Source organism: Paenibacillus sp. 2TAB26, from assembly GCF_052115145.1.
In the GTDB taxonomy this organism is placed as follows: domain Bacteria; phylum Bacillota; class Bacilli; order Paenibacillales; family Paenibacillaceae; genus Pristimantibacillus.
Window position 1 is genome coordinate 46,979 of record NZ_JBFRGC010000039.1, and the last position, 21,355, is coordinate 68,333.

The window sequence follows — 21,355 nt, forward strand, 5'->3', positions numbered from 1 at the left end:
TCATGTTGGTACCTAAACGTGTCAAACACCGCAAACAACAACGCGGTCATATGAAGGGTCGCGCTAAAGGCGGCACTACAGTAGCATTCGGTGAATTCGGTCTACAAGCTCTAGAACCATCATGGATCACAAACCGTCAGATTGAAGCGGCTCGTATCGCTATGACTCGCTACATCAAACGTGGCGGTAAAGTTTGGATCAAGATTTTCCCTGCAAAACCTATTACTCAAAAGCCTCTTGAAGTGCGTATGGGTAGTGGTAAAGGTAACGTTGAGAAATGGGTAGCCGTAGTTAAACCAGGTAAAATCCTGTTTGAACTTGCTGGTGTATCCGAAGAAACCGCTCGTGAAGCGATGCGTCTTGCGGCTCATAAATTGCCAATCAAGACTAAATTCGTGAAGCGTGAAGAAGTGGGTGGTGAAGCAAATGAAAGCTAGTGAATTTAGAAACCTAACCTCTGCTGAGCTTGAACAACAGGTCGCTGGTTTTAAAGAAGAGCTTTTCAATCTTCGTTTCCAACTGGCTACTGGCCAATTGGATAACCCGACTCGGATCCGTGATGTGCGTAAAGGAATCGCTCGTGCTAAAACGATTTTGCGTGAAAGAGAACTCGGAATTAGCAGCTAGTAAATCCCTTACATGAATGCATAATCATGGCTGAAGGAAGGAGGAAGAACATGAGCGAACGCAATGCCCGCAAAGTGTTAATTGGCAAAGTGGTAAGCGACAAGATGGATAAAACAATCGTAGTTGCTATTGAAACATATAAAAAACACGAATTGTACCATAAACGCATTAAAGTTACGAAAAAATTTAAGGCGCACGATGAAAATAACCAAGCGAAGATTGGCGACATCGTGAAAATCATGGAGACTCGTCCGCTATCGAAAGATAAGCGCTTCAGACTTGTGGAAGTTGTTGAAGTTGCTGTTATTATCTAATGAGCGTATGCAGTATCTGAGCATTTTTCCGAAAGGAGGACGTTGAAATGATTCAACCATTTTCGCGCTTAGCGGTTGCTGACAACTCTGGCGCAAAACAATTGATGTGTATCCGTGTACTTGGTGGAACGGGACGTCGCGTTGGACACATCGGCGATTTGATCGTTTGCTCAGTAAAACAAGCAACACCAGGCGGCGTTGTCAAAAAGGGTGACGTTGTTAAAGCGGTTATCGTTCGTACAAAACGTTCGGTTCGTCGTAAAGACGGTTCGTACATCGCATTTGACGAAAACGCAGCTGTTATCGTTAAAGAAGACAAAAGCCCACGTGGCACACGTATCTTTGGACCAGTTGCCCGTGAACTTCGCGATAGAGATTTCATGAAAATCGTATCGCTTGCTCCAGAAGTAATCTAACAACCTATATAAGCTTGAAAGCACAAGCGTGCAGGAGGTGTAACTCATGCCAAGGCTGAAAAAAGTACTCGAATCCCATAACAACAAATTGCACGTGAAAAAAGACGATACGGTTATCGTAATTACCGGTAAAGATAAAGGTAAGAAGGGCCGCGTTATCGCTGCATACCCGCGTGAAAATCGCGTTCTTGTAGAAGGTGTAAATACTGTTAAGAAACATACTCGTCCATCACAAGCTAACCCACAGGGCGGTATTATCGAACAAGAAGCACCAATTCACGTATCAAACGTTATGCATATCGATCCGAAGAGCGGTAAAGTAACACGTATCGGATACAAAGTGCTCGACAACGGCAAGAAAGTTCGGATCGCGAAACGTTCCGGAGAAGTAATCGACTAATCGTTACGGTAGGAAAGGAGGTCCATGATCAATGGCAGCAAGATTGAAAGGTCGTTTCTTAAACGAAATAACTCCTGCTCTTATGCAGAAGTTCAACTATACGTCTGTTATGCAAGTGCCGAAAATTGAGAAAGTAGTTATCAACATGGGGGTAGGCGAAGCGGTTTCCAATTCGAAAATCCTTGATGTAGCTGTTGAAGAACTACGTATCATTTCCGGTCAAAAACCAGTCGTTACTCGTGCGAAGAAGTCTATTGCAGGCTTTAAGCTTCGTGAGAACATGCCAATCGGGGTTAAAGTTACTTTGCGCGGTGAGCGTATGTACCATTTCCTTGATAAACTGTTCAACATTTCTCTTCCGCGTGTACGTGACTTCCGCGGTGTATCAAACAAAGCTTTTGATGGCCGCGGTAACTATACGCTTGGTTTGAAAGAGCAATTGATATTCCCAGAGATCGAGTACGACAAAGTCGATAAAGTGCGCGGTATGGACATCGTCATCGTCACGACGGCAAAAACGGACGAAGAATCTCGTGAACTGCTGACCCAAATGGGCATGCCGTTTAYGAAGTAATCCACTTTTAGGAGGTGTAATACCCAGTGGCAAAAACTTCGATGAAAGTGAAGCAACAACGCACACCGAAATTTAAAGTGCGCGCGTATACGCGCTGTGAGCGTTGCGGCCGTCCGCATTCTGTTTTGCAAAAGTTTAAAGTTTGCCGGATTTGTTTCCGTGAGTTAGCACATAAGGGCCAGATTCCTGGCGTTAAAAAAGCAAGCTGGTAATCAGCCTAGTTTGGGAAGGAGGTTAACACAATGGTTATGTCTGATCCGGTTGCAGATATGTTGACGCGTATTCGTAACGCGAATGTCGTTCGTCACGAGACCGTGGAAATGCCCGCTTCGAAAATGAAGAAGCAAATCGCTGAGATTTTGAAGCGCGAGGGTTTTATCCGCGACGCTGAATATATCGAAGACAACAAACAAGGGATTATCCGTATTTTCTTGAAATACGGCCCTAACCAAGAACGCGTTATTACTGGCTTGAAACGTATTTCAAAACCAGGCCTTCGCGTTTATACACAATCAACTGAAATCCCTCGTGTACTCGGTGGACTTGGAATTGCAATTATTTCCACTTCCAAAGGGATTATGACTGATAAAGAAGCTCGCCAAGTTAAATCTGGCGGCGAAGTAGTTTGCTACGTATGGTAAGTAACAAGTCACAAAGATAGGAGGTGTAACAATGTCCCGTATTGGTCGCAAACCAATCCAAGTGCCTAACGGCGTAACAATCAGCTTGGACAACACAGTTATTACTGTAAAAGGACCGAAAGGCTCACTTTCCCGTGAAATTCACAAAGATATGGTTGTGAATGTAACTGAAACTGAAATCCTAGTAGAACGTCCTTCCGATAATAAATTGCATCGCTCGTTGCACGGAACAACTCGCAGCATCATCGCTAACATGGTGAGCGGCGTTACTGAAGGCTTCTCCAAAAACTTGGAGCTAGTTGGCGTAGGTTACCGTGCAAGCAAAACTGGAGACAAAATCACACTTAACGTTGGTTACTCTCACCCAGTTGAGATCACTCCAGATAGCGGCATCGAGTTCGACGTTCCTGCGAACACTAAGATTACTGTTCGTGGTATCGATAAAGAACTAGTTGGCGCAACTGCAGCGAAAATTCGTTCCGTACGTGAACCAGAACCGTATAAAGGTAAAGGTATCAAGTATGAAGGCGAACGCATCATCCGTAAAGAAGGTAAAGCTGGTAAGAAAAAATAAGCAAACGGTTCGTTTGCTTAAGATAGCGTCTTAAGGCTGAAAGAAAGGAGTGAACTTTGTATGATTACGAAAGGCGACAAAAACAAGGCTCGTCTGAAAAGACACCTTCGTGTTCGTAAAAAAATTAACGGTACAGCTGCACGTCCGCGTCTATCTGTATTCCGTTCCTCCAAGCATATGTATGCTCAATTAATCGACGATGTTTCAGGAGTAACAATCGTTTCTGCATCCACACAGGATAAAGAATTGACTGAAGCAATTGGCAACGGTGGTAACATCGATGCAGCTAGCAAAGTCGGAGAATTGATTGCGAAACGCGCTCAAGCTAAGGGTGTAACCCAAGTAGTATTTGATCGCGGCGGTTACTTGTATCACGGCAGAATTCAGGCACTTGCTACAGCAGCTCGTGAAGCTGGCCTAGAATTCTAATCGACTTTATTTATAAGGAGGTTAAACGACTTGCGTGTAGATCCAAATACGTTAGAACTGACTGAAAAAGTTGTTAATATCAATCGCGTATCTAAAGTTGTAAAAGGCGGACGCCGTTTCAGCTTTAGTGCACTAGTAGTAGTCGGCGACGGTAAAGGCTACGTTGGCGCAGGGATCGGTAAAGCAGGCGAAGTACCTGATGCAATCCGCAAAGGTATTGAAGATGCTAAGAAAAACCTGATCCACGTACCAATCGTTGGCACGACTATTCCCCATCTTGTACTCGGACATTTCGGTGCAGGTGAAGTTCTTTTGAAGCCAGCTTCAGAAGGTACTGGCGTTATCGCTGGCGGCCCAGTTCGTGCAGTTCTTGAACTTGCTGGTGTCGGCGACATCTTGACGAAATCGCTAGGTTCTTCGAACTCCATGAATATGGTTAATGCAACGCTTGAAGGTCTTTCCCGTCTTAAACGCGTGGAAGAAGTTGCTAAGCTTCGTGGAAAAACAGTCGAAGAGCTGTTACGCTAAGGAGGGAAATAAGATGGCAAAATTGCAAATCACCCTCGTTCGCAGTTTAATCGGTCGCAACGAGAAACAACGTGCAACGGTTGAGTCTTTCGGTCTTAAGAAGATTCGTCAAGCAGTTGTTTTGAACGATAGCCCAGCTGTCCGCGGCATGGTTAACACTGTTAGTCACTTGGTAAAAGTTGAAGAAGTACAAGAATAGATAGCTGTTCTAAGAATTAAATAAGGAGGTGCACGAACGATGAAATTGCATGAGCTAGCACCAGCACCGGGCTCAACCCAAGCGCCAAAGCGCAAAGGTCGCGGTATCGGTTCCGGTAACGGTAAAACCGCCGGTAAAGGTCACAAAGGTCAAAACGCTCGTTCCGGCGGCGGCGTTCGTCCTGGTTTCGAGGGCGGACAAAATCCTTTGTATCGTCGAGTGCCGAAACGCGGATTTAACAACCCGTTCCGCAAAGAGTACGCAATTGTCAACATTGAAGAGCTAAATGCTTTTGCAGCAGGTACTGAAGTCACTCCAGAAGTTCTCATCGAGACTGGGATCGTTAAGAACCCGCTCGCAGGAATCAAAATTTTGGGTAATGGTGAAGTTAGCGTTACACTTACTGTTAAAGCAAACAAGTTCTCTCAATCTGCGGTAGAGAAAATCCAGGCTGCCGGCGGTAAAACCGAGGTGATCTAATTGTTCAAGACCGTGTCCAATATTTGGAAAGTGGCGGATCTTCGTACAAGGATCCTCTTCACCCTTTTCATCCTATTAATATACCGCATCGGTGCTTTTATTCCGGTACCTGATGTAAACAAAGATGTGTTTAAGCAAGTTAATACAGCCGGTTCGGAACTGTTCGGCTTGCTTAACACGTTTTCCGGCGGTGCTTTGTTCCAATTCTCTATCTTTGCAATCGGAATTACCCCATATATTACAGCGTCGATTATCGTACAGTTGTTGTCTATGGATGTTATCCCGAAATTTGCTGAGTGGGCAAAGGAAGGCGAGAACGGTAAACGTAAGCTCGCACAAATCACTCGTTATGGTACGATTGTTCTTGGTATGATCCAAGGTTTCGCAACAGCGATCGGCTTTAACCGTCAATACGGTTATGAAATGATCGTTGGCGCAACATTCGTTGATTACTTGCTTATCGCTATTATCTTGACAGCAGGTACTGCTTTCTTGATGTGGCTGGGTGAGCAAATTACGGAAAAAGGAATCGGAAATGGTATTTCCATTCTTATCTTTGCAGCAATCGCAGCTGGTATTCCTGGACACATTCGTACGATCGTCGAAGATCAGTTCGTAGGTGCTCAAGACCAACTGTTCCTGAACATTATCAAAATGGTACTGATTCTGATTGCGATTATCGCAATCATCGTCGGTGTTATATTCGTACAGCAAGGTATTCGTAAAATTCCTGTTCAATACGCAAAACGTGTTGTTGGACGGAAAATGTACGGCGGACAATCGACGCACATTCCGATGAAAGTGAACGGCGCAGGCGTTATTCCGGTCATTTTCGCGGTTTCACTCATCATGTTCCCGGTTACGATTGCTCAGTTTTGGTCCACTCAGGGTTGGGCAGACTGGATTATTAAGAATATGAGCTATGACCAGCCGCTTGGTATGGTATTGTACGTATTGTTAATCATCGGGTTTACCTTCTTCTACACTTTCGTTCAGATTAATCCGGTTCAAATGGCCGATCAAATGAAGAAAAATGGCGGATATATTCCAGGTATTCGTCCAGGAAAGCCAACTTCGTCTTACCTAACACGCGTTATGTCGCGTATTACGTTGACAGGTGCAATTTTCTTGGCGGTTATCTCAATCATTCCGGTATTCTTCGGGACACTTGCTGGATTACCTAAGTCAGTGCAGCTAGGTGGTACTTCATTACTAATCGTTATCGGTGTTGCACTTGATACGATGAAGCAAATCGAGAGCCAGTTGATCAAACGCCATTACAAAGGGTTTATCAATAAATAACAATAGGTTCTGACCGGGCTTCCGCGTTCGTCAACAGGCGCTCTGCGGCAGCCCGCCCGAGCCTATTGTGCTTAAAGCGAGGAACTCAGCAATGAACATTTTATTCATGGGCCCTCCGGGTGCCGGTAAAGGTACACAAGCTGAACGGATCGTAGAAGAGTTCGGTATTCCCCACATTTCCACTGGTGATGCATTCCGCCTCGCTATGAAACAAGGAACCGCACTTGGAATCAAAGCGAAAGAGTATGTCGATCAAGGCTTGCTCGTTCCCGATGAGATCACGAACGGCATTGTAAAGGAAAGACTTGAACAAGCCGATTGCAAAAATGGATTCTTGCTCGACGGGTTTCCTCGCACACTGCAGCAAGCAGAAGCACTTGATGTTATGCTTGCGGAGCTCGGACGCAGTATTGACCATGTTGTAAATTTAAAAGTTGATCGCAGCTTGCTGCTTGCTCGTTTGACGGGCAGACGCATATCGAAAACGACTGGTACGACTTATCATGTAATCTTTAATCCACCTAAGGTCGAAGGTATCTGCGACAAAGACGGCGGAGAATTGTATCAGCGTTCTGATGATACAGAGGAAAAGGTCGGAACTCGTTTGGATGAGTATACATCCAAAACCGCACCTCTACTCGATTACTACAGTGCTAAAGGTCTCCTTCGCGAAGTCGACGGCGAGAAGGACATTGATGTTGTAACATCAGACATCGTTTCCTGCTTGCGAGGTTCATTGTAATGATTATATGCAAATCCGAATCGGAGCTGCGTTATATGAGGGAAGCAGGACGCATTGTTGCGGAAACGCATCGATTGATGGTGCAGGCTGTGAAACCAGGCATCACTACTCGTGAGCTTGACCAAATCGCTGAAACGTACATTAAGAGTCAAAATGCGATTCCTTCCTTCAAAGGTTACAATGGTTTCCCTTCCAGCATTTGTGCTTCTGTGAATGATGAGCTGGTGCACGGCTTCCCTGGGTCACGCAAGTTGAACGAAGGCGATATAATTAGTATCGATATCGGTGCGCAATTTGAAGGCTATCACGGAGATTCAGCTTGGACCTATGCGGTAGGAGCTGTAACCCCTGAAGTTCAGAAGTTGCTCGATGTGACGGAAGCATCGCTTTATGCGGGGCTTGCGCTCGTCAAACCGGATATTAGGCTATATACAATTTCGCATGCTATTCAAAAGGTAATTGAAGATGCAGGATTCTCCGTAGTACGGGAATACGTAGGGCACGGAATCGGCGCGGACCTCCATGAGGAACCACAAATACCGAACTACGGCATACCAGATCGCGGACCTCGTCTGAAGACCGGAATGGTGCTTGCAATCGAACCAATGGTTAATATCGGTGAACGATATGTCCGGACGCTCGAAGACAATTGGACGGTTGTAACGGAAGACGGCTCATGGTGTGCTCATTTCGAGCATACAGTAGCTGTTACAGAGGACGGCTTTGAAATATTGACCATTTTGCCGCAGCAACCATAGTATGACGATGGAAGCTCGTCCCCAGATTGGTCAGTTCGTCAAAGTACTTCGCGGTAAAGATGAGGAAAGCTATGCTGTTATCCTAGCAATCGTTGATGAGCGATTCGTCATGATTGCCGATGGCCATAAGCGCCGATTCGATGGACCGAAGAAAAAGAACGTTCTGCATCTCGAGTTACAGCCTGCAATTAGTTCTGAGGTTTCAAGCAGTATGCAAGAGACCGGCAGGGTGACCAACGCAAAGTTACGTTATGCAATTCAGAAGTATTTAAATGCGAAAGGAGAATGACGGTTGGCTAAGGAAGACATCATTGAGGTCGAAGGTACGGTTATTGAACCGTTGCCGAATGCCACGTTCAAGGTGGAGCTGGAGAACGGTCATCAAATTCTCGCACATGTTTCCGGTAAGCTCAGAATGCACTTTATTCGCATCCTGACAGGAGACAAGGTGGTTATACAGTTATCGCCTTATGATTTATCAAAAGGGCGCATCACCTATCGTAAATAGGCTCAATTTGGGGCTTATTACGAAAGATTCGGGAGGTAATCACAATGAAGGTTAGACCTTCGGTAAAGCCGATCTGCGAAAAATGCAAAGTCATTCGTCGCAAAGGCAACGTTATGGTGATTTGTGAAAATCCGAAACACAAACAAAAACAAGGATAGAAGGAGGGGAATATAGCCTATGGCACGTATAGCTGGTGTAGACTTGCCGCGTGACAAACGCGTCGAAATCGCCCTGACATACATTTTCGGTATCGGCAAAACAACGTCGCAAAAACTTTTGAATACAGCTGAAGTTAGCTACGACACTCGTGTTCGTGACTTGACAGAAGACGAACTTGCTCGCCTTCGCGAAGCAATTGATAAATCTGTTAAAGTAGAAGGCGACTTGCGTCGTGAAATTTCACTTAACATTAAACGTCTGACTGAAATCGGATGCTACCGTGGACTTCGTCACCGTCGCGGCTTGCCTGTTCGCGGTCAACGTACTAAGACAAATGCACGTACGCGTAAAGGTCCTCGTCGGACTGTAGCTAACAAGAAGAAATAAGAAGGGAGGATAATGGACAATGGCTAAACCAAAAAAAGTCGTTCGTACAAAACGCCGCGACCGGAAGAATATTGAGACTGGCGTTGCGCACATTCGCTCGACATTCAACAATACGATCGTTACGATCACGGATCCTCACGGCAATGCAATTTCATGGGCAAGCTCTGGCAACATGGGCTTCAGAGGCTCACGTAAGAGCACGCCTTTCGCAGCGCAAATGGCTGCTGAAACAGCTGCTAAAGCTGCGATGGAGCATGGCATGAGAACTGTCGAAGTGATGGTAAAAGGACCAGGCGCTGGCCGCGAAGCTGCGATTCGTTCGCTTCAAGCTGCTGGATTGGAAGTTAACCTCATTAAAGACGTAACACCAGTTCCTCATAACGGATGCCGTCCTCCGAAACGTCGTCGCGTATAGTTGGATCTGATGTGGTATCAAATATCAACAACTTGTGAATAATGGTTGTGAAGGTTTGGCATACTACAAGGTTTGACTTAAAATAACGTAAGCTAACGGAGCGACGTTTGAAGGAGGGTACTATTAGTGATTGAGATCGAAAAGCCGAAAATCGAAACCGTAGAACTGAATGATGAAGGAACTTACGGACGTTTCGTCGTCGAGCCGCTTGAACGCGGATATGGCACGACGCTTGGGAATTCGCTTCGCCGAATTTTGTTGTCGTCGTTGCCGGGTGCAGCAGTAACTTCGGTTCAAATCGATGGAGTGCTTCACGAGTTCTCTACGGTTCCCGGAGTGATTGAGGATGTTACCGAAATCATTCTGAACCTGAAGGGCCTCTCGTTGAAAATCCACTCCGATGAAGAAAAGGTGTTGGAAATCGACGCGGAWGGCGAAGGGAAYATTACAGCGGGCGACATTCGAGCAGACAGCGATGTCGAGATTTTAAGCCCTGATCTTCACATCGCAACCTTGGCCTCCGGCGCGCGGCTCCATATGCGGGTATTTGCTAATCGGGGACGCGGTTACGTGCAAGCGGATCGCAACAAGAAAGACGAACAACCGATTGGTGTAATTCCTGTAGATTCGATTTACACGCCAATTACTCGTGTAAATTATAGCGTTGAAAATACACGTGTTGGTCAAGTAACTAACTACGACAAGCTAACGCTTGAAGTATGGACTGACGGTAGTATTAGACCGGAAGAGGCTGTGAGCCTCGGCGCTAAAATTTTGACCGAGCATTTGGACTTGTTCGTTGGATTGACCGATGAAGCCAAAGACGCKGARATWATGGTYGAGAAGGAAGAAGATAAGAAAGAGAAAGTTCTAGAGATGACGATCGAGGAACTTGATCTTTCCGTCCGTTCTTACAACTGCTTGAAACGCGCTGGAATCAACACGGTTCAAGAGCTAATTACGAAATCCGAAGAGGATATGATGAAGGTCCGTAACCTAGGCCGTAAATCCCTTGAGGAAGTTCAAGAGAAGCTTGAAGAGCTTGGTTTGGGCCTTCGCATGGAAGAGTAGTAACCAACTAGTGAAGACTTAAGAGCAAGGGAGGGGAAAACAAGATGGCATATCAAAAATTAGGACGTGACGCTAGTGCACGGAAAGCTTTGTTCCGTGACCTCGTTACTGACTTGTTCCTTTATGAGCGTATTCAAACGACTGAAGCTAAAGCGAAAGAAGTTCGTTCAATCGCTGAGAAGCTGATCACTAAAGCTAAGCAAGGTGATCTTCATGCTCGTCGTCAAGTAGCTGCTTATGTTCGTCGCGAAACTGTCGATGGTACACAAGACGCTATTCAAAAGCTATTCTCCGATCTAGCACCTCGCTATGCGGAGCGTGCAGGCGGCTACACGCGTATTCTAAAACTAGGACCCCGTCGCGGCGATGCTGCGCCTATGGTTTACCTAGAATTGGTTGACCGCGCGTAGGTTACCTAATAAATGAAATGTATAAGCTTGTCCACAGCGTTAAACCTTGTCCAAGCTTTATACGCGAGCGGTAAACGGCTTGTGCCTGCCAACGTGGGGGATGAGCTGCCAACGCAATAAAATATAAGTAAGTATTAGGGTCTCCCTATACTTCTTATATTTTAATGAAAAGGGTGGACCCTTGCGGCCACCTTTTTTTGTTTGAAAAGAATGATTTGTTATTCATGCCAGGGGCAATAGATGAGCTTGTGTGATACCTACAGGTGTCCATAAGGCTTAGCATCTTAGGTTCTCTTAGCAAGAGGGAATTTTGGACGTTTAGGTATCCCTATAGTTAAAGGGGGGGATAGGTTGAGGAATATATGCGTAAAGGTCAGTTATGACGGGGCAGGCTTCAACGGTTTTCAGACGCAGCCTTACGGCAGAACGGTTCAGGGTGAAATAGAGAAGGCCATTAAGAAGCTGACGGGCGAGACGACCATTATTATTGGCTCGGGTCGCACAGATGCGGGAGTGCATGCGCGGGGACAAATATTCAATTTCTATACGGAATCTACGATTCCGACAGAGAGATGGGCGATTGCGCTTAATACGCGGTTGCCGAAGGATATCGTCATTATTGAAGCATTCGATGTGCCAGAACATTTTCATGCAAGAAGATCCGCTAAGCGCAAAACGTATCGCTATACGATTGATACTGGTAAGTTTCCTGATGTATTTGGCCGACAATATCGCTTTCATCATCCGACGCCGCTTGATGTGGATGCGATGCGGGAAGGTCTCAGCTACCTAGTAGGTAAACATGACTTTACTTCCTTCACATCGATACATTCAACCAAGCCTCATCATATTCGTACGATCTATGAAGCAGATTTTGTTCAGGAAGGCCCAATCGTGCATATGTACGTGACAGGCAATGGTTTTCTGTACAATATGGTTCGAGTCATTATGGGAACTTTACTATGGGTTGGCGAAGGGAAGATGGCTTCATCGGAGATCAAAAACATCCTTGAGGGGCGAAATCGTTCGCTTGCTGGTCCTACGGCAATGCCGCATGGATTGATGTTGATGGATGTTGAATATTCCAGCGAAATACAGGGATAAATCACTATAAATTACTTGCACTTACTTATTCTTTATAGTAGAATATAACTTGTGCTTTCGAAGTGGCTAACCCACAGCCCCGACTGAGATTGTCACAAACTTGGCTATCAACAATGAACAAACAAATCAACGTTTACGTTGTTATAAAAACGATTAATGTATGAAATTAAGGAGGATCATCCATGCGTACCACTTATATGGCTAAATCAACTGAAGTTGATCGTAAATGGTTCGTCGTCGATGCGGAAGGCAAAACGCTAGGCCGCTTGGCGAGTGAAGTTGCTGCCCTGATCCGCGGCAAACACAAACCGACATTTACGCCACATGTTGATACAGGCGATTTCGTTGTTGTTATCAACGCTGAAAAAATCCATCTGACAGGTAAGAAAATGTCAGATAAAATTTACTACAGTCACTCCATGTACTCCGGCGGATTGAAATCCACTCCGGCTCAAGAGATGATTAAAAACAAGCCAGAACGCGTAATCGAACTGGCTGTACACGGCATGTTGCCTAAGAACCGTCTTGGTAACAAAATGAAGCTTAAACTTAAAGTATACGCAGGTGCTGAACATCCGCATCAAGCACAAAACCCTGAAGTTTACGAACTTCGCGGGTAATAAAGAGGAGGACAAGTTTCATGGCTCAAGTGCAATACTATGGAACCGGTCGTCGTAAACACTCTGTTGCACGTGTACGTCTTGTGCCGGGTGAAGGACGAATCATTATTAACAAACGCGACCTTAATGAATATTTTGGTCTAGAAACATTGAAGCTGATCGTAAAACAACCGCTTAACCTTACTGACACATTGTCTAACTACGATGTACTAGTAATTGCTAACGGCGGCGGTATGTCCGGTCAAGCAGGCGCTATCCGTCACGGTATTTCACGTGCTTTGCTTAAAGCAGACCCTGAATTCCGTCCGGCTCTAAAACGTGCTGGCTTCCTAACTCGTGATCCGCGTATGAAAGAGCGTAAAAAATACGGTCTTAAAGCGGCTCGTCGCGCTCCACAATTCTCGAAACGTTAATACTTCAAAATGTCTTCTCTGCTTGCCAGAGAGGGCATTTTTTTGTTTATAGAAGAAAAGCTACATCCAATTTAGATTTTTTTACTGCTATTCCCTTAAAAACACCTTTGCTGATCGGAAGACGCATAAGGTGTTTTTTGGTGCGTCCAATAAAATTTCAAACTTTATTTCATTTTGGTTAAAACTTATATTGAACATTTCACTTTTTGGACGTATAATTTTTATACAGAGCAATTTACTAGGAATTAAAAACGGAGGGCAAAAAAAATGAACCTTTTTGAAAAAGAAGCGCTTATCAAACAAAAGGAAGTTGAGCTCGAAAACGCAACACCGGAAGAAATTATTGCGTTTGCGGTAGAAACTTTCCCAAATATTACGTTTGCATGTAGCTTTGGTGCTGAAGATGTTGTGCTTGTTGATATGCTGCAGAAAATTAGCCCGAAAACGGACATTTTCTATTTAGATACGGATTACCATTTCAAAGAGACGTATGAGACTCGTGATTTGATGGCTAAGCGCTACCCAGGCATTCCATTCGTAGAAGTAAAGCCTGAAATTACACCTGAGGAGCAAGCTGCTCAGTTTGGCGAAGAGCTTTGGAAATCCGATGCGAACGCATGCTGCAACATTCGTAAAGTTAAACCATTAACCCAAATTCTTTCGAAATATGATGCTTGGATTACGGGTATTCGCCGCGATCAAGCACCTACTCGTGCGAATTCCAAAAAAATTGAGTACGACACAAAATTCGGGCTCGTTAAATTTAATCCAATCGCTCACTGGACATCCGAGGACGTATGGAACTATATTCGCGAGAATGATGTTATTTACAACCCATTGCATGATCAAAACTACCCGAGCATCGGTTGCGAGCAGTGCACGCGCAAAGTAATGCCTGGTGAAGATCCACGCGCTGGACGCTGGGCAGGTCAAGAAAAAACAGAATGCGGATTGCATAAATAAGCACTCTCGAGGAGGAGCAATATCAATGAGTCAAATTCTACCGCACGGCGGCGTACTCGTTAACCGTGTCGCTACGGGCGAACAACGTGAAGCATTACTAGCTGAAGCTGCTACCCTTAAATCGATTACGATCAACACTTGGGCTATATCTGACCTTGATTTGATCGCAGTTGGAGCATTTTCCCCACTTACTGGTTTTATGAACGAAGCTGATTACCAGTCAGTTGTGAAAGACATGCGTCTAGCAAATGGCACGGTATGGAGCATTCCTATTACGCTTGCTGTAGAAGAAGCGAAGGCAGCAGAGCTGTCCGCAGGGGAACGTGCAGCGCTAGTCGGTGAAGATGGCGTAACATACGCAATTATCAGCATTGATAGCATTTATTCGGTTGACCATAAAGTTGAAGCAGTGAATGTGTTCAAGACAGATGATTTGGAGCACCCAGGTGTTCAAAAGCTGTTCGAACGCTCTTCCATAAATGTAGGCGGAGAAATTACGGTGCTGAACCGTCCGCAGCCAGAGAAGTTTAACGAGTTTTATTTTGACCCAGCGGAAACGCGTCGTTTATTTGCAGAAAAAGGCTGGAAAACCGTTGTTGGCTTCCAAACTCGCAATCCGGTTCACCGCGCGCATGAATACATTCAAAAAACAGCAATGGAAATCGTTGATGCGCTTTTCCTCAATCCGCTCGTTGGTGAAACGAAATCGGACGATGTTCCTGCGAATGTACGGATGAAGAGCTATCTCGCACTGCTTGACAACTATTACCCGAAGGATCGTGTATTCCTTGGCGTATTCCCGGCAGCTATGCGTTACGCTGGGCCTCGTGAGGCGATCTTCCATGCTCTCGTTCGTAAAAACTATGGCTGCTCGCATTTTATTGTTGGACGCGATCATGCCGGTGTAGGCGACTACTATGGAACATATGAAGCTCAGGATCTGCTCAAAACGATTCCAGTAGAAGATCTAGGCATTACTCCACTTTATTTCGAGCACAGCTTCTTCTGCAAAGAGTGCGGCAACATGGCTACTTCAAAAACTTGCCCTCATGACAAGGAGCATCATTTGACGCTTTCGGGTACGAAGGTACGCGCATTGCTGCGCGATGGCATTTGCCCGCCGCCTGAGTTCTCCCGTCCTGAGGTTGCTAAAATACTGATTGAAGGCATGTCTGAGCAGCCAGTAGTTTAATTAACCGAATAACTTAAGGTTTGTCTCATAAACGACCATCTCGTCCCATATAAATGAATGTGTGCATTTGGCTAGATTAAGCTGTTTGCTGCTATGTATTCATTTGATGGAAAACGGGGTGGTTTTTTTATGCGCCGAATTGATCGGCATGTTGTCATTTGGTTGACGTATAAGGGCTTAATTCGAATCAGTATCGGATTGCTGGTTATTGCACTAACGGGCATATTGCTTACACAATCGATGCCTTCAAAAAAAGCCTGGTCTTATTGGACGCTGCCTTTGTCGGGCAAGACTATAGCCATTGACGCCGGGCATGGCGGGGCAGACGGCGGTGCGGTCAGTAAGCAGGGCATTATCGAAAAGGATTTAAACTTAGCGATTGCGCTGTATTTGCGCGATTATTTGCAGCAGGCTGGAGCGGTCGTTGTTATGACAAGGGAAGGGGATTACGATCTTGCAACAGGGGATTCAAGAGCTTATAGCAAGCGCAAGACAGAGGATTTAAAGAAGCGAGTGTCCCTTATTAAAAATAGCAATCCTGTCGCAGTCATAAGCATACATATGAACAGTATCCCTTCAGCTAAGTGGACGGGTGCACAAACCTTTTTTCATCCGGACAATCACCCAGACAATCGGATTCTCGCAACCTTCATACAAGATGAGATTAAACGCAATTTAGAAAACACGACAAGAGTTGCCGCTACTGTGAAGGATGTTTATGTGCTGAAGGCAATCGAGAACATTCCGACGGCACTCGTTGAGGTGGGCTTTCTATCTAACCCTGGGGAATCACAGCGACTTGCGGATACGGAGTACCAAAGATCAGTAGCTGCCTCCATCTATGAGGGTATTCTAAGATATACTGCAGGGGAGAAGCTGAGCGGAAGCGTGTTGCAAGATGAGGTAACCGACAAGTAAGAAACCTTTCGCCGAAAATGAAGCAAAGGTGCACCCTATGACTTGGTTCATGGGCTTACTGTGTTATACTAACTATTATATAGTTTTAATTATATAAAGGTGGGACACAACCTATGTTGACACGAGAGCAAGTTATAGAGGCCGTCGAAATCGTGACGGCACAGCATAAAGCGGATGGGGTTACCATCCGCGATGTAATGGTTCGGGACCGTCAAGTTTCGATGACGGTCCTTGGGTCTGGCGCGGCAATGGAGCCCGCGCTGGAAGCCTCGCTCCGCGAGGCGCTGGCGCGCCTGGGCGCCGAAACCGTGCATTTCCGGTTTCGGGCCGAGGCAGCGCCTGCCGCAGGCGCAGGCGCGTCTACGCCGCCGCCAGCGGCAGCTGCAGCACCGGCTGCGGCTAGCGCCGGTGCTGGCAAATCTAGCGGCCCAGCGCCCGTTCAGGGGCATGGGGCCGGCTTAGCTAACCCGCTGCTGGATCCTGCCAGCGGGGTGCAGTTCATCGCCGTCGCGAGCGGCAAGGGCGGCGTCGGCAAATCGACAGTGACCGTCAACTTGGCGGTCGCTTTAGCACGCAGGGGCAAGCGCGTCGGCATCATCGATGCGGATATCTACGGTTTCAGCGTGCCGGATATGATGGGGATTGAAGAGCGCCCGGATGTTGTGAATGAACGGGTCATCCCAATCGAGAAGTTTGGCGTTAAGGTGATGTCCATGGGCTTCTTCGTAGAGGACAACAGCCCAATCGTGTGGCGCGGACCGATGCTTGGCAAAATGCTGCGCAACTTCTTCCAAGAGATTGAATGGGGCGAGCTTGACTACCTGCTGCTAGACCTTCCGCCGGGTACGGGAGATGTGGCGCTTGATGTTCATCAGATTATTCCGCAAAGCAAAGAAATTATCGTAACTACCCCGCATGCTACAGCAGCATTCGTTGCAGCTAGGGCAGGCGCAATGGCGATTAAGACAGAACACGAAATCATTGGAATCGTTGAGAATATGTCCTATTTCGAATCTAAAGTTACCGGCGAGAGAGAATATGTATTTGGCCGCGGTGGCGGCGCACGCCTCGCAGAGACGCTTCATTCAGATCTGCTTGCTCAAATTCCATTGGGGGCGCCAGACAATCATGTATCTGAGCCTGACTTTGCACCGTCGGTATACAAAGCCGATACTGAAACAGGGAAGATGTACTTGGAGCTTGCAGACAGCGTATTAGCGAAATGCGGCAAATAGTCAAATAACAAAAGCCCGAACCATTGTCTAAGGCAGCTAATCCTTGCTGCCATGCGGACAACCTGTTCGGGCTTTTTTGAATTCATTTTATGCAGTGAAAACAATACTTCTACCGCTACATAGCCGAATCGCCGCCTTGTTCATCACCGCCGCCTGAATCGTCCCCGCCGCCGCCTTCCTCATCGGATTTTTGCTCACCGCCCGATTCTTCTTTCTTTTTATCTACTTTCTGGTCTGGGCTTGGTTTAAGCTCTTCTTGTACTGCTTTTTTCATCAGATCAAGCACTTCAAGTCGAAACAATGGATTTTGCATCGCATCCTGCATAAGGGACATCACTTCCTTGCGGTATTGCGTACTTTGCAGCACCTCAAGAATCATCTTGTCCATTTCAGGGTTTTTAAGCACCTTAATTAAATCAGCTTGATAGGAGGGGTCCTTTATTAGTTCTTTATGGATTTGTTTATTTTGCTTATTAACGGATTTGGCAAATTCCCCCGCGAAACGTGGATCAACCATAAGCTTTTTGATTACCTTGTCGTACTGAGGAGAAATAAGGACATCCTTAACCGCTAAGCGAACCTCCTCCTGATCCTGCACAGACAGCAGCTTAGAGGTTTGGCCACTATAACCGGAAATTTGCTGTGATGACTCCTGCAGTGCTTTTTGGGCATCCTCCGTTTTGAGGATATCAATAACCATCGTTTTTAAATCCTTGTAGCTGACCTGCTCATTACTACCTCCAGAGGACTCGGCGCCACAGCCTGATAAAACAAATAACATGGCTGTAATAACCGAAAATAAAGCAAAGCTCTTACRCATGATTCGCAAGCTCCTTCCTATGTCATTGCTGCTGCATACCGTTTGGATAAACAAATCGTTCGAAAAGTGATGGATCGTATAGTTATTATGTACAAAGTTCACCGGATTATCATGGACAGACTTTAGCTTTTTATTGTGAACGTGGTAAAATAAAGGGTAATGTGGATAACAGGAGGATAATGAACGTGAATTTAAAAAAGTGGTTCTTTTTATTTTGGAGCGGCATGGTAGTAGGCGGGCTTGCCTGCGTAATTACCGGTGCGTTGATGGCTTGGGTAGATCCGGAGTTTGGGTTCTTAGGCTTTAAAGCTGTCGGCTTTAATGCATTAATGATGGGTTTGGTCGGTTTAATGATTGGAGCATTTAGCCAAATGGGCTTTTTCGCTTATTTAACGTTAAACTACATCGCTCTTAGCGTATTCGGCAAAAAATATTTATGGAATGCGCTGCAAGGCTATACGACGTTATTCGCAGCAATAGGGCTGGGGTATATGTTGTATGAGCAGCGCCTGAACAACTGGTTTTTCTGGACATTGCCGCTTACCCTGCTTCTATTATCTGTTGCAGTATCATGGTTCAAGGTTAAGCAAACGAACAAAACCGCTTTTGTGCCAACCATGTTTTTGATGTTCTTCATTACATTCATTGAGTCTTGGCCTGCGCTGCAAGGTGAAACGAACGTATCTGCTATTGTATTTATGATGGTTCCTTTATTCGTCTGCAATGCATACCAAATTATGATGATGCACCGTTTGGTCAAAAAAGAAACAACCGACTCAGCAGCGATTGCTGCGAAGCCGGTCGTTTAACTTAATATTCTAGTTCAGCAGCATTAATTTGCGGGAATGTAGAGGATGTCTTGTCCTGCACCGCTTTGCCGTCAACCTCAGTTTGTGTGATGAGGTCGGTTACCGTAACAAACTCATAGCCTTTTTCACGCAGCTGATCAATAACGATCGGAAGCGCCTCATGTGTCTGCTTTACGGAATCACTCGCATGGAACAAAATGATGTCGCCAGGATGAGCACGCGTAACGACCCGATTAATAATTTTGTCGGTGCCGATGTTCATCCAGTCGAGTGAATCCGTATCCCACTGAATTACCTTATATTGCAGCTCTTCAGCAATGCGCAGTACCCGCTTGTCAAAATCTCCGTTAGGAAGTCGGATCAATTTCGGTTGTTTTCCCGTTACGTCGGATAAAATGGTGTGTGCAGTCGTAATTTGTTTGCGAATTTCTTCATCGCTAAGCTTGCTGTAATTATCATGCTTGTGACCATGGCTGCCTATTTCATAACCAGCCTCTTGAATCTTTCTGACGATCTCGGGATGGGACTGGCTCCATGGTGAAGATAAGAAGAAGGTAGCCTGCTTAATGTTTTTCTCTTTTAGCACATTAAGAATGGGTTCCGTGCGTTTATCGCCCCAACTAATGTCAAAGGTAAGAGCAACAACCTTTTTATCAGTGGGTACGCTGTAGATTGCAGCCGGCTGCTGCGGAGCAAAGACGGTGATGTTGTCACGTTCGGCATAAATGATACCAATGGAAAATACGACAGCGATAGCAATTAAGAAATACCTTTTCAACTTTCGGCCATTCAGTACATAAAAAACGTTCATTGGGAAGGGGGCACTCCTCTCTAATGGAAGCTTGTACAAAGATAAGAAAGTATAAATCCGATCTTTATACTTCACTTATCCTTAATTGCGAAACGAGTATTTGCCTCCAACGAAGGCTGCCGTCGTTTACGCTTGTAGTACAATCTATGCTCGTACTACAGAGATATTCATCCATCTTGCGAACTTACAAGCTGCGGAGGGGATAAAATGTTTAAATGGCGTTTGATTTGGGAGCATTTTAAGCAAATGAATCCCTATATAGCGTTTGGATCCATATTATTTTTAGCAGGCATGGTTATCGGAGGCACGAACCCGGCGTTCAGAGCTTTTCTTGATGAACAGCTGAAGGGGCTAGGACAGCTCGCTGAAATGATCGATGATTCCAAAAATCCAACGTTAACGATGATGATTTTCATTTTTTTGAATAATGCGGTCAAATCGATACTGGTTATGTACTTAGGTGCTTTGTTTGGGGTATTGCCTTTCTTTTTCTTAGTTGTAAATGGAATGATGATCGGTTATTTACTGAAAACGACAGCTGAGCTTCATGGCGGCGGGTATGTGATGGAGCTTATTGTTAAAGGTTTGCTGCCGCACGGAATTCTGGAAATTCCCGCGATTATTATTGCATGTGCTTATGGCATGCGTTTTGGAGTACTCATCTTCAAAGCGGTCGGATCACTTGTATTTGCAAGATCTAAGACAGGGAATATAAGCCGAGAGCTTGAAAGCTTCGTTGTTCGTACCGTTCCTGTCATGGTTATTTTGACGATTACACTGCTTATTGCGGCGGTAATTGAAAGTACAATTACATTATGGTTGTTACAGATGTAATAATTTTTCCAATATTTGAGCATAACAGTAAAGCAGTGTCGAAACGCATTTGCGTGAGATGTTGCTTTTTTGTTCGTTAAAGGACGATCAAGTTGCGCTTTTCAACTTAAGGAGGTCACTCACGGCTATGCTCGGAATACTATTCAACGATAAAGAATGCAAAGAACTCGACTACGTCCTTCGCAAAGAGCTGGATGAAATGCTGCTCGACTTGAATGATTCAAGATTAGATGGTGATATTAAGCAAGCGATAACCAGAAGATATAAGATCATCTTCCGTATGTACGCACGTATTGCCTCCCCGAAAGAGCTATCGCGTTATGCATTAAATGCGCGTTCTTATCGATAAAATCAAGTTTTAAAACTTTTTTTAAAAAAGGGGTTGCATTTAATTGGGCCCCTGTGATATATTATTTCTTGTCGCCGCTGAGACACACGCGGTTGACACGAAAGAATGAATTGTTCTTTGAAAACTGAACAACGAGTAAAAACTGCCTTGCAAATCCTTCGGGATGAGCAAATATAGCGATAAAAGTTATGAGCAAGTCAAACAACCAATTTGGAGAGTTTGATCCTGGCTCAGGACGAACGCTGGCGGCGTGCCTAATACATGCAAGTCGAGCGGAGTTGATGAGGTGCTTGCACCTCTGATACTTAGCGGCGGACGGGTGAGTAACACGTGGGTAACCTGCCTGTAAGACT

General features: G+C 45.5%; 35 protein-coding genes and 1 rRNA gene. 34 read left to right on the forward strand and 2 right to left on the reverse strand.

The annotated features are described in order from the left end of the window. Nucleotides 1–2 precede the first annotated feature (2 nt). From rplP to AB4Z50_RS31980, 30 genes are all read left to right on the forward strand, one after another. Complete coding sequence (gene rplP, locus AB4Z50_RS31835; protein ID WP_028609647.1) at nt 3–437, forward strand: 50S ribosomal protein L16; 435 nt, start codon at nt 3–5, stop codon at nt 435–437. Then, entirely contained in the window at nt 427–627 is a 201-nt protein-coding gene (gene rpmC, locus AB4Z50_RS31840) for a 50S ribosomal protein L29 (RefSeq protein WP_053373905.1), read from the forward strand. Before rplP ends, rpmC begins: the two co-directional genes overlap by 11 nt. Nucleotides 628–677: 50 nt before the next feature. Further along, nucleotides 678–941, forward strand: coding sequence for a 30S ribosomal protein S17 (rpsQ, locus tag AB4Z50_RS31845; protein WP_076271426.1), 264 nt, complete (start codon nt 678–680; stop codon nt 939–941). A 47-nt stretch (nt 942–988) separates the two neighbouring features. After that, complete coding sequence (rplN, locus tag AB4Z50_RS31850) at nt 989–1,357, forward strand: 50S ribosomal protein L14 (protein WP_076271425.1); 369 nt, start codon at nt 989–991, stop codon at nt 1,355–1,357. Between the two features lie 46 nt (nt 1,358–1,403). Further along, the gene (gene rplX / locus AB4Z50_RS31855; RefSeq protein WP_076271424.1) at nt 1,404–1,757 is read left to right on the forward strand and encodes a 50S ribosomal protein L24; all 354 of its coding nucleotides are present in this window, start codon (nt 1,404–1,406) and stop codon (nt 1,755–1,757) included. A 31-nt stretch (nt 1,758–1,788) separates the two neighbouring features. Then, nucleotides 1,789–2,331 carry a 50S ribosomal protein L5 gene (rplE, locus tag AB4Z50_RS31860; protein ID WP_441885641.1) on the forward strand — a complete coding sequence of 181 codons (543 nt, stop codon included), beginning with the start codon at nt 1,789–1,791 and terminating at the stop codon, nt 2,329–2,331. Between the two features lie 26 nt (nt 2,332–2,357). After that, nucleotides 2,358–2,543, forward strand: coding sequence for a type Z 30S ribosomal protein S14 (locus AB4Z50_RS31865; RefSeq protein WP_054025317.1), 186 nt, complete (start codon nt 2,358–2,360; stop codon nt 2,541–2,543). A 30-nt stretch (nt 2,544–2,573) separates the two neighbouring features. Further along, complete coding sequence (rpsH, locus tag AB4Z50_RS31870) at nt 2,574–2,972, forward strand: 30S ribosomal protein S8 (protein WP_053373909.1); 399 nt, start codon at nt 2,574–2,576, stop codon at nt 2,970–2,972. A 31-nt stretch (nt 2,973–3,003) separates the two neighbouring features. Next, nucleotides 3,004–3,546 (forward strand): 50S ribosomal protein L6, encoded by a 543-nt coding sequence (gene rplF / locus AB4Z50_RS31875; protein ID WP_076271423.1) that lies wholly within the window; start codon nt 3,004–3,006, stop codon nt 3,544–3,546. Nucleotides 3,547–3,606: 60 nt separating this feature from the next. After that, on the forward strand, nt 3,607–3,975 hold the full coding sequence (gene rplR / locus AB4Z50_RS31880) for a 50S ribosomal protein L18 (RefSeq protein ID WP_054025315.1): 369 nt from the start codon (nt 3,607–3,609) through the stop codon (nt 3,973–3,975). A gap of 30 nt (nt 3,976–4,005) precedes the next feature. Further along, nucleotides 4,006–4,503, forward strand: a complete 498-nt coding sequence (rpsE, locus tag AB4Z50_RS31885) for a 30S ribosomal protein S5 (RefSeq protein WP_054025314.1) — start codon at nt 4,006–4,008, stop codon at nt 4,501–4,503. A 13-nt stretch (nt 4,504–4,516) separates the two neighbouring features. Next, nucleotides 4,517–4,702, forward strand: coding sequence for a 50S ribosomal protein L30 (gene rpmD, locus AB4Z50_RS31890; RefSeq protein ID WP_076271422.1), 186 nt, complete (start codon nt 4,517–4,519; stop codon nt 4,700–4,702). 39 nt (nt 4,703–4,741) lie between these two features. Continuing rightward, nucleotides 4,742–5,182, forward strand: a complete 441-nt coding sequence (rplO, locus tag AB4Z50_RS31895) for a 50S ribosomal protein L15 (protein WP_053373914.1) — start codon at nt 4,742–4,744, stop codon at nt 5,180–5,182. Then, nucleotides 5,183–6,484 (forward strand): preprotein translocase subunit SecY, encoded by a 1,302-nt coding sequence (gene secY, locus AB4Z50_RS31900; RefSeq protein WP_076271421.1) that lies wholly within the window; start codon nt 5,183–5,185, stop codon nt 6,482–6,484. A 91-nt stretch (nt 6,485–6,575) separates the two neighbouring features. Then, nucleotides 6,576–7,226 carry an adenylate kinase gene (locus tag AB4Z50_RS31905; RefSeq protein ID WP_076271420.1) on the forward strand — a complete coding sequence of 217 codons (651 nt, stop codon included), beginning with the start codon at nt 6,576–6,578 and terminating at the stop codon, nt 7,224–7,226. Further along, the gene (gene map, locus AB4Z50_RS31910) at nt 7,226–7,984 is read left to right on the forward strand and encodes a type I methionyl aminopeptidase (protein ID WP_441885650.1); all 759 of its coding nucleotides are present in this window, start codon (nt 7,226–7,228) and stop codon (nt 7,982–7,984) included. The genes AB4Z50_RS31905 and map overlap by 1 nt, the downstream gene beginning before the upstream one ends. A 7-nt stretch (nt 7,985–7,991) precedes the next feature. Beyond that, nucleotides 7,992–8,273: a KOW domain-containing RNA-binding protein gene (locus AB4Z50_RS31915; RefSeq protein WP_144376900.1), complete on the forward strand. Its 282-nt coding sequence runs from the start codon at nt 7,992–7,994 to the stop codon at nt 8,271–8,273. Between the two features lie 3 nt (nt 8,274–8,276). Then, the gene (gene infA / locus AB4Z50_RS31920) at nt 8,277–8,492 is read left to right on the forward strand and encodes a translation initiation factor IF-1 (RefSeq protein ID WP_053373919.1); all 216 of its coding nucleotides are present in this window, start codon (nt 8,277–8,279) and stop codon (nt 8,490–8,492) included. A gap of 44 nt (nt 8,493–8,536) precedes the next feature. Next, nucleotides 8,537–8,650, forward strand: a complete 114-nt coding sequence (rpmJ, locus tag AB4Z50_RS31925; protein ID WP_003333770.1) for a 50S ribosomal protein L36 — start codon at nt 8,537–8,539, stop codon at nt 8,648–8,650. 19 nt (nt 8,651–8,669) lie between these two features. Next, nucleotides 8,670–9,038: a 30S ribosomal protein S13 gene (gene rpsM, locus AB4Z50_RS31930; protein ID WP_054025308.1), complete on the forward strand. Its 369-nt coding sequence runs from the start codon at nt 8,670–8,672 to the stop codon at nt 9,036–9,038. Between the two features lie 19 nt (nt 9,039–9,057). Continuing rightward, nucleotides 9,058–9,453, forward strand: a complete 396-nt coding sequence (rpsK, locus tag AB4Z50_RS31935) for a 30S ribosomal protein S11 (RefSeq protein WP_054025307.1) — start codon at nt 9,058–9,060, stop codon at nt 9,451–9,453. Nucleotides 9,454–9,579: 126 nt separating this feature from the next. Next, nucleotides 9,580–10,524 (forward strand): DNA-directed RNA polymerase subunit alpha, encoded by a 945-nt coding sequence (locus AB4Z50_RS31940; protein ID WP_441885660.1) that lies wholly within the window; start codon nt 9,580–9,582, stop codon nt 10,522–10,524. Nucleotides 10,525–10,568: 44 nt separating this feature from the next. After that, nucleotides 10,569–10,934, forward strand: a complete 366-nt coding sequence (gene rplQ, locus AB4Z50_RS31945) for a 50S ribosomal protein L17 (RefSeq protein WP_076271417.1) — start codon at nt 10,569–10,571, stop codon at nt 10,932–10,934. Nucleotides 10,935–11,285: 351 nt separating this feature from the next. After that, on the forward strand, nt 11,286–12,038 hold the full coding sequence (gene truA / locus AB4Z50_RS31950; RefSeq protein ID WP_054025305.1) for a tRNA pseudouridine(38-40) synthase TruA: 753 nt from the start codon (nt 11,286–11,288) through the stop codon (nt 12,036–12,038). A 182-nt stretch (nt 12,039–12,220) separates the two neighbouring features. Further along, complete coding sequence (gene rplM, locus AB4Z50_RS31955; RefSeq protein WP_054025304.1) at nt 12,221–12,658, forward strand: 50S ribosomal protein L13; 438 nt, start codon at nt 12,221–12,223, stop codon at nt 12,656–12,658. Nucleotides 12,659–12,678: 20 nt separating this feature from the next. Beyond that, entirely contained in the window at nt 12,679–13,071 is a 393-nt protein-coding gene (gene rpsI, locus AB4Z50_RS31960) for a 30S ribosomal protein S9 (RefSeq protein ID WP_054025303.1), read from the forward strand. A gap of 267 nt (nt 13,072–13,338) precedes the next feature. Further along, a complete protein-coding gene (locus tag AB4Z50_RS31965; protein ID WP_076271416.1) occupies nt 13,339–14,034 on the forward strand; it encodes a phosphoadenylyl-sulfate reductase in 696 nt (231 codons plus the stop codon). 25 nt (nt 14,035–14,059) lie between these two features. After that, a complete protein-coding gene (sat, locus tag AB4Z50_RS31970) occupies nt 14,060–15,226 on the forward strand; it encodes a sulfate adenylyltransferase (RefSeq protein ID WP_441885667.1) in 1,167 nt (388 codons plus the stop codon). Between the two features lie 129 nt (nt 15,227–15,355). Further along, nucleotides 15,356–16,144 (forward strand): N-acetylmuramoyl-L-alanine amidase CwlD, encoded by a 789-nt coding sequence (gene cwlD / locus AB4Z50_RS31975; RefSeq protein ID WP_441885670.1) that lies wholly within the window; start codon nt 15,356–15,358, stop codon nt 16,142–16,144. 113 nt (nt 16,145–16,257) lie between these two features. After that, a complete protein-coding gene (locus AB4Z50_RS31980) occupies nt 16,258–17,379 on the forward strand; it encodes a P-loop NTPase (protein ID WP_076271414.1) in 1,122 nt (373 codons plus the stop codon). 115 nt (nt 17,380–17,494) lie between these two features. Here AB4Z50_RS31980 and gerD read toward each other — a convergent pair whose 3' ends face one another. After that, nucleotides 17,495–18,199: a spore germination lipoprotein GerD gene (gene gerD / locus AB4Z50_RS31985; protein ID WP_441885675.1), complete on the reverse strand. Its 705-nt coding sequence runs from the start codon at nt 18,197–18,199 to the stop codon at nt 17,495–17,497. 185 nt (nt 18,200–18,384) lie between these two features. Here gerD and AB4Z50_RS31990 point away from each other — a divergent pair, with 185 nt between their 5' ends. After that, the gene (locus tag AB4Z50_RS31990) at nt 18,385–19,008 is read left to right on the forward strand and encodes a KinB-signaling pathway activation protein (RefSeq protein ID WP_441885678.1); all 624 of its coding nucleotides are present in this window, start codon (nt 18,385–18,387) and stop codon (nt 19,006–19,008) included. A 1-nt stretch (nt 19,009) separates the two neighbouring features. Here the strand turns inward: AB4Z50_RS31990 and pdaB are convergent, their stop codons facing one another. After that, on the reverse strand, nt 19,010–19,819 hold the full coding sequence (gene pdaB, locus AB4Z50_RS31995; protein WP_076271411.1) for a polysaccharide deacetylase family sporulation protein PdaB: 810 nt from the start codon (nt 19,817–19,819) through the stop codon (nt 19,010–19,012). A gap of 207 nt (nt 19,820–20,026) precedes the next feature. On the opposite strand from pdaB, the gene AB4Z50_RS32000 reads away from it, so the two are divergent. The 3 genes from AB4Z50_RS32000 to AB4Z50_RS32010 all read left to right on the forward strand — a co-directional run. Then, entirely contained in the window at nt 20,027–20,653 is a 627-nt protein-coding gene (locus AB4Z50_RS32000; protein WP_430058125.1) for a stage II sporulation protein M, read from the forward strand. A 127-nt stretch (nt 20,654–20,780) separates the two neighbouring features. Next, nucleotides 20,781–21,002, forward strand: a complete 222-nt coding sequence (locus AB4Z50_RS32005) for a hypothetical protein (RefSeq protein WP_053373934.1) — start codon at nt 20,781–20,783, stop codon at nt 21,000–21,002. A 207-nt stretch (nt 21,003–21,209) separates the two neighbouring features. Further along, nucleotides 21,210–21,355: ribosomal RNA gene (locus tag AB4Z50_RS32010) — 16S ribosomal RNA — on the forward strand; the annotation flags it as partial.

Coding starts and splice junctions, on each gene's coding strand:
- rplP (WP_028609647.1), top strand. CDS start 3: ATGTTGGTACCTAAACGTGTCAAACACCGCAAACAACAACGCGGTCAT.
- rpmC (WP_053373905.1), top strand. CDS start 427: ATGAAAGCTAGTGAATTTAGAAACCTAACCTCTGCTGAGCTTGAACAA.
- rpsQ (WP_076271426.1), top strand. CDS start 678: ATGAGCGAACGCAATGCCCGCAAAGTGTTAATTGGCAAAGTGGTAAGC.
- rplN (WP_076271425.1), top strand. CDS start 989: ATGATTCAACCATTTTCGCGCTTAGCGGTTGCTGACAACTCTGGCGCA.
- rplX (WP_076271424.1), top strand. CDS start 1,404: ATGCCAAGGCTGAAAAAAGTACTCGAATCCCATAACAACAAATTGCAC.
- rpsH (WP_053373909.1), top strand. CDS start 2,574: ATGGTTATGTCTGATCCGGTTGCAGATATGTTGACGCGTATTCGTAAC.
- rplF (WP_076271423.1), top strand. CDS start 3,004: ATGTCCCGTATTGGTCGCAAACCAATCCAAGTGCCTAACGGCGTAACA.
- rplR (WP_054025315.1), top strand. CDS start 3,607: ATGATTACGAAAGGCGACAAAAACAAGGCTCGTCTGAAAAGACACCTT.
- rpmD (WP_076271422.1), top strand. CDS start 4,517: ATGGCAAAATTGCAAATCACCCTCGTTCGCAGTTTAATCGGTCGCAAC.
- rplO (WP_053373914.1), top strand. CDS start 4,742: ATGAAATTGCATGAGCTAGCACCAGCACCGGGCTCAACCCAAGCGCCA.
- AB4Z50_RS31905 (WP_076271420.1), top strand. CDS start 6,576: ATGAACATTTTATTCATGGGCCCTCCGGGTGCCGGTAAAGGTACACAA.
- map (WP_441885650.1), top strand. CDS start 7,226: ATGATTATATGCAAATCCGAATCGGAGCTGCGTTATATGAGGGAAGCA.
- AB4Z50_RS31915 (WP_144376900.1), top strand. CDS start 7,992: ATGGAAGCTCGTCCCCAGATTGGTCAGTTCGTCAAAGTACTTCGCGGT.
- rpmJ (WP_003333770.1), top strand. CDS start 8,537: ATGAAGGTTAGACCTTCGGTAAAGCCGATCTGCGAAAAATGCAAAGTC.
- rpsM (WP_054025308.1), top strand. CDS start 8,670: ATGGCACGTATAGCTGGTGTAGACTTGCCGCGTGACAAACGCGTCGAA.
- rpsK (WP_054025307.1), top strand. CDS start 9,058: ATGGCTAAACCAAAAAAAGTCGTTCGTACAAAACGCCGCGACCGGAAG.
- rplQ (WP_076271417.1), top strand. CDS start 10,569: ATGGCATATCAAAAATTAGGACGTGACGCTAGTGCACGGAAAGCTTTG.
- rplM (WP_054025304.1), top strand. CDS start 12,221: ATGCGTACCACTTATATGGCTAAATCAACTGAAGTTGATCGTAAATGG.
- rpsI (WP_054025303.1), top strand. CDS start 12,679: ATGGCTCAAGTGCAATACTATGGAACCGGTCGTCGTAAACACTCTGTT.
- AB4Z50_RS31965 (WP_076271416.1), top strand. CDS start 13,339: ATGAACCTTTTTGAAAAAGAAGCGCTTATCAAACAAAAGGAAGTTGAG.
- sat (WP_441885667.1), top strand. CDS start 14,060: ATGAGTCAAATTCTACCGCACGGCGGCGTACTCGTTAACCGTGTCGCT.
- cwlD (WP_441885670.1), top strand. CDS start 15,356: ATGCGCCGAATTGATCGGCATGTTGTCATTTGGTTGACGTATAAGGGC.
- AB4Z50_RS31980 (WP_076271414.1), top strand. CDS start 16,258: ATGTTGACACGAGAGCAAGTTATAGAGGCCGTCGAAATCGTGACGGCA.
- pdaB (WP_076271411.1), bottom strand. CDS start 19,819: ATGAACGTTTTTTATGTACTGAATGGCCGAAAGTTGAAAAGGTATTTC.
- AB4Z50_RS32000 (WP_430058125.1), top strand. CDS start 20,027: ATGTTTAAATGGCGTTTGATTTGGGAGCATTTTAAGCAAATGAATCCC.
- AB4Z50_RS32005 (WP_053373934.1), top strand. CDS start 20,781: ATGCTCGGAATACTATTCAACGATAAAGAATGCAAAGAACTCGACTAC.